Consider the following 5,243-nt stretch of genomic DNA (forward strand, 5'->3'; position numbering starts at 1 on the left):
GACTTTGTCTGGCATTACAACCATCGCCGTTGCCACACAGCCTCGAATAACCTGCCGCCAGCCCTTTTTGAAGAGCGGGCGGCCTAATACTCCTACAGAGCGGTCCAAAAAAACTGGACCACAACAGCCTCGCTCCTACAGTTGATCACAAATCCATGTAGGAGCGAGGCTTGCCCGCGAAGGCGGCCTTCCAGCCGCCATAAATTTCAGTGTTTAACCTTTCCCTTTGGTCCGTGTCATATTCGGCCCGCCATTCTTCTCCAGATGCTCGATGATGATCCCCGCCACATTCTTCCCGGTGGTGGTTTCAATCCCTTCCAGCCCCGGCGACGAGTTCACTTCCATCACCAGCGGCCCATGATTGGAGCGCAGGATATCCACCCCCGCCACCGCCAACCCCATGACCTTCGCCGCACGCAACGCGGTCATGCGTTCTTCCGGCGTGATCTTGATCAGGCTCGCACTGCCACCGCGATGCAGGTTGGAGCGAAACTCCCCCGGCTTGGCCTGGCGCTTCATGGCCGCGATCACCTTGTCGCCGACCACGAAACAACGAATGTCCGCACCGCCGGCTTCCTTGATGTATTCCTGCACCATGATGTTCTGCTTCAGGCCCATGAAGGCCTCGATCACCGATTCCGCCGCCGTCGCTGTCTCGCACAGCACCACACCGATGCCCTGGGTGCCTTCCAGCACCTTGATCACCAGCGGCGCACCGTTGACCATCTCGATCAAGTCGGGAATGTCATCCGGGGAGTGAGCAAAACCGGTGACCGGCAAACCAATCCCCCGGCGCGACAGCAATTGCAGCGAACGCAGTTTGTCTCGCGAACGGGCGATGGCCACCGATTCGTTGAGCGGAAACACCCCCATCATTTCGAACTGGCGCAGCACCGCGCAGCCATAAAACGTTACCGATGCGCCGATCCGCGGGATCACCGCATCGAAACCCTCCAGCGGTTTGCCACGGTAGTGGATCTGCGGCTTGTGGCTGGCAATGTTCATGTAGGCGCGCAGGGTATCGATCACCACCATTTCATGGCCACGCTCCATACCGGCTTCGACCAGACGACGGGTGGAATACAGACGCGGGTTCCGCGACAGCACAGCGATCTTCATGCAACACCTGTGGAGAAGGTAGATACCGGGAACACCGGCTTGTCTTGTACATATTTGATGCCCGGATTGACCACCAACTGGCCGTCGATCAGGGCTTTGGAACCGAGTAACAGGCGATATCGCATGGACTTGCGGCAGGCGAGGGTGAACTCGACCCGCCAGACCCGATCACCGAGGGCCAGGGTGGTACTGACCACATAGCGCATCTGCGTGTGGCCATTGGAGCTTTTAATGGTTTTTCTCGTTACCAGCGGGGCTTCGCAACGCCGGTGACGCAGTTGCACCACCGTGCCCAGGTGCGCGGTAAAGCGCACCCACTGTTCCCCATCGCGCTCGAACGGCTCGATATCAGTGGCGTGCAAACTGGAGGTGCTGGCGCCGGTGTCGATTTTTGCCCGAAGGCCCGCGACTCCCAAATCCGGGAGCGCCACCCACTCGCGCAGACCGATAACGGTCAAATGATCAAATGTCTTCAAAAGTGCTCAACCGGCAAAAACCGCTCAGACCGCGTGCGGCCGAATTCGCGGTATTCACGCAGAATAATGGGTAAAAGGCGACAGATATCTACTGCCCGGATTTCCATCCCCCAATGTGCGGGGGAATGCCTGCATTCTAATCCACAGCGTGGGAATTCATGGCACGACAGAAACGGTAGTACAGTTCATTGATATTTCAGAATGAGGTCATCCGATGGCACAAAAAAGCGAAGAGGACGACAAGGTCCGTCTCGATAAATGGTTGTGGGCCGCGCGTTTTTATAAAACACGTGCCTTGGCCAAGGCCGCCATTGAAAGCGGCAAGGTGCATTGCCGGGGCGAGCGCTGCAAGCCGGGTAAGGAGCCGAGGATTGGTGATGAGTTTCAGATTCGCACCGGCTTCGAGGAGCGCACCGTGGTGGTCAAGGCGCTATCGATCGTGCGCCGTGGCGCGCCAGAGGCTCAGGCCCTGTATGCCGAAACCGAAGCCAGCGTCGCCAAACGTGAAGCGGCTGCGGCCATGCGCAAGGCGGGGGCATTGGGCGTGAGCACCGATGGCAAACCGAGCAAGAAACAGCGCCGGGATCTGTTCAAGTTTCGCGGTAACAGCAACGACGAATAGTGATCGCCGTCGGGCACAGCCTTGTAATCGCGCACCTGTGCAGCCATATGGGGTGTTCGCCAGTGCGCATTCGGCAGATGGGGAACACCGTTCGTCGAAAAGCGAGGTTTGACCTTGCTTGGAACCACCCCGAATTGTTCATAAAATGCCTTCACGGCTAAACGTTGCCCGCCCACACGTGTGCAATGGGGCGATCTTCATTTTTTGTCACCACTTCAGATACCCAGACTTATGACCAATCTATCGGATAACGATTACACCCAACGCTTCATCTTCGATGACAGCGACACCCGCGGCGAGCTGGTTGGATTGGAGCGTAGCTATGCCGAAGTGCTCGCCAAACACCCCTATCCAGAGCCGGTCGCGCAACTGCTGGGCGAACTGATGGCCGCGGCGGCGTTGCTGGTTGGCACCTTGAAGTTCGATGGCTTGCTGATTCTTCAGGCCCGTTCCGAAGGTCCGGTGCCGTTGCTGATGATCGAGTGCTCCAGTGAGCGTGAAATTCGTGGTCTGGCTCGTTACGAAGCCGACCAGATTACCCCCGACGCGACCCTCGCCGACCTGATGCCCAACGGTGTGCTGGCACTGACCGTCGACCCGACTCAAGGACAGCGTTACCAAGGCATCGTCGACCTCGACGGCGCAACCCTGTCGGAGTGCTTCACTAACTACTTCGTCATGTCTCAGCAGGTCGGTACGCGCTTCTGGCTCTACGCCGATGGCCGTCGTGCCCGTGGCCTGTTGCTGCAGCAATTGCCTGCCGACCGTCTGAAAGACGAAGAAGAGCGCGCCGCCAGCTGGCAGCACATCACCGCCATGGCCAGCACCCTGACCGCCGATGAATTGCTGAGTCTGGACAACGAAACCGTGCTCCATCGCCTCTACCATGAAGAACAGGTGCGCCTGTTCGACGTACAGAGACTGCGTTTCCATTGCAGCTGTTCGCGGGAACGCTCGGGCAATGCGCTGGTCAGTTTGGGTCTGGAAGATGCTCAAAAGCTGGTCGTCGAACATGGCGGCCGCATCGAGGTCGATTGTCAGTTCTGCAACGAGCGCTACCTGTTTGACGGGGCTGATATCACCCAATTGTTTGCGGGTGCAGGGGTCGAATCGCCGTCAGATACCCGTCACTAAAACGTTTCAGTGCAGGTAAATTCACTGCGTAACGCCGGAATAACGCCGTTACGACGGGAGGGCCCTACACTTTTTGGGCTTTTCTGGCATAATCCGGCCCACTTTTTTCGCGGTAGTAGTGCACGACTTTCTACTACAAAACGTTTGGAGCACTCGGCCACTGGCCGACGGGGAACCTCATGACGCAAGCCAATAACGCCGTGTACACCGATCTGAGTGTTGATGATCTGGTTAAAGAAGCCCTGAATCGCGGTGAAGGCGAGCTTGCCGATACCGGCGCGCTGGTTGTTCGCACCGGTCACCGTACCGGCCGTTCGCCAGTCGATCGTTTCATCGTTGAAGAGCCGACCACCCAGGACGCCATCGCCTGGGGCCCGATCAACCGCAAGTTCCCGGCCGACAAGTTCGATGCCCTGTGGGCTCGCGTCGAGGCCTTCAACAACGCGCAAGAGCATTTCGTTTCCCACGTGCACGTAGGTGCTGCCGAAGAGCACTACCTGGCCGTGAAGATGACCACCCAGACTGCCTGGCAGAACCTGTTCGGTCGTTGCCTGTTCATCAACCCGGCCCAGTACAACCCGGCCGGCCGCGAAGAGTGGCAAGTCCTCAACGTCGCCAACTTCGAGTGCGTTCCAGAGCGTGACGGCACCAACTCCGATGGTTGCGTGATTCTCAACTTCGCCCAGAAGAAAGTGCTGATCGCCGGCATGCGCTACGCCGGTGAAATGAAGAAAGCCATGTTCTCGGTGCAGAACTTCCTGCTGCCGGCCGCCGACGTGCTGCCGATGCACTGCGCCGCCAACATCGGCGAAGAAGGCGACGTGACCCTGTTCTTCGGTTTGTCCGGCACTGGCAAAACCACCCTGTCCGCCGACGAAAGCCGTTACCTGATCGGTGACGACGAGCACGGCTGGGGCGAAGGTGTGGTGTTCAACATCGAAGGCGGTTGCTATGCCAAGTGCATCGACCTGTCCGAGAAGAACGAGCCGGTCATCTGGAAAGCCATCAAGCACGGCGCCGTTCTGGAAAACGTCGTAATCGATCCGGTCACCAAGAAAGCCGACTACGCCGACGGCAGCCTGACCCAGAACAGCCGCGCGGCCTACCCGCTGGAGCACGTCGAGAAGCGTTCCGAGAAGAACCTTGGTGGCGAACCAAACGCGGTGATCTTCCTGACTTGCGACCTGACCGGCGTCTTGCCGCCAGTGTCGATCCTCAGCGAAGAACAAGCGGCCTACCACTTCCTGTCCGGCTACACCGCACTGGTGGGCTCGACCGAAATGGGTTCGGGCAGCGGTATCAAATCGACCTTCTCCACCTGCTTCGGCGCACCATTCTTCCCGCGCCCGGCTGGCGAATACGCGGAACTGCTGATCAAGCGCATCCGCGGCTTCGGCTCCAAGGTCTACCTGGTCAACACCGGCTGGACCGGCGGCGGCTACGGCGTCGGCAAACGCTTCAACATCCCGACTACTCGTGGCGTGATTGCTGCGATCCAGAGCGGTGCTTTGATTGGTGCTGAGACTGAGCACCTGGACACCATCAACCTGGACGTGCCGTTGGCTGTGCCGGGTGTTGAGACTGGCCTGTTGAACCCACGTAATACCTGGGCTGACAAGGCTGCTTATGATGAAGCGGCTAAGGCGTTGGCTGGGTTGTTTGTTGAGAACTTTAAAAAGTTTGATGTGAGCGACGCGATCAAGGCTGCTGGGCCGAAGTTGTAAGAGTTGGTTTGATGTAATGAGAAAGCCGCCCTTTGGGGCGGCTTTTTTTATGGTGCGCCAGGCATGGCGCGTAGCGCCGTGACTGGCGCTGTTCAGCTCATTATGGTGATGAGTTGGATGACTTGGAGGTGGAAGTCCTCTACACACCCGGCAAGGGGAAGTGTTAGC

The 5,243-nt window shown here is 58.5% G+C and carries 5 protein-coding genes; 3 read left to right on the top strand and 2 right to left on the bottom strand.

Annotated features, from left to right (window positions below):
* Positions 1-213: 213 nt before the first annotated feature.
* Both rimK and rimB read right to left on the bottom strand, forming a co-directional pair.
* A complete protein-coding gene (gene rimK / locus MEB48_RS28900) occupies positions 214-1,119 on the bottom strand; it encodes a 30S ribosomal protein S6--L-glutamate ligase (protein WP_008005189.1) in 906 nt (301 codons plus the stop codon).
* Positions 1,116-1,595 (bottom strand): retropepsin-like aspartic endopeptidase RimB, encoded by a 480-nt coding sequence (rimB, locus tag MEB48_RS28905; protein WP_095054426.1) that lies wholly within the window; start codon positions 1,593-1,595, stop codon positions 1,116-1,118. Before rimB ends, rimK begins: the two co-directional genes overlap by 4 nt.
* 214 nt (positions 1,596-1,809) lie before the next feature.
* Here rimB and MEB48_RS28910 point away from each other — a divergent pair, with 214 nt between their 5' ends.
* From MEB48_RS28910 to MEB48_RS28920, 3 genes are all read left to right on the top strand, one after another.
* Positions 1,810-2,217, top strand: a complete 408-nt coding sequence (locus tag MEB48_RS28910; RefSeq protein WP_237887109.1) for an RNA-binding S4 domain-containing protein — start codon at positions 1,810-1,812, stop codon at positions 2,215-2,217.
* Between the two features lie 231 nt (positions 2,218-2,448).
* The gene (gene hslO, locus MEB48_RS28915) at positions 2,449-3,351 is read left to right on the top strand and encodes an Hsp33 family molecular chaperone HslO (protein WP_237887110.1); all 903 of its coding nucleotides are present in this window, start codon (positions 2,449-2,451) and stop codon (positions 3,349-3,351) included.
* Between the two features lie 179 nt (positions 3,352-3,530).
* Complete coding sequence (locus tag MEB48_RS28920; protein ID WP_237887111.1) at positions 3,531-5,075, top strand: phosphoenolpyruvate carboxykinase; 1,545 nt, start codon at positions 3,531-3,533, stop codon at positions 5,073-5,075.
* Positions 5,076-5,243 lie beyond the last annotated feature (168 nt).

Origin of the sequence: Pseudomonas sp. PGPR40, from assembly GCF_022014505.1 — a bacterium.
GTDB lineage: Bacteria > Pseudomonadota > Gammaproteobacteria > Pseudomonadales > Pseudomonadaceae > Aquipseudomonas.

Bases quoted from the DNA above. Each gene is read 5' to 3' on its own strand.
- MEB48_RS28910 (WP_237887109.1), top strand. From the start codon at position 1,810: ATGGCACAAAAAAGCGAAGAGGACGACAAGGTCCGTCTCGATAAATGG.
- MEB48_RS28920 (WP_237887111.1), top strand. From the start codon at position 3,531: ATGACGCAAGCCAATAACGCCGTGTACACCGATCTGAGTGTTGATGAT.
- hslO (WP_237887110.1), top strand. From the start codon at position 2,449: ATGACCAATCTATCGGATAACGATTACACCCAACGCTTCATCTTCGAT.
- rimK (WP_008005189.1), bottom strand. From the start codon at position 1,119: ATGAAGATCGCTGTGCTGTCGCGGAACCCGCGTCTGTATTCCACCCGT.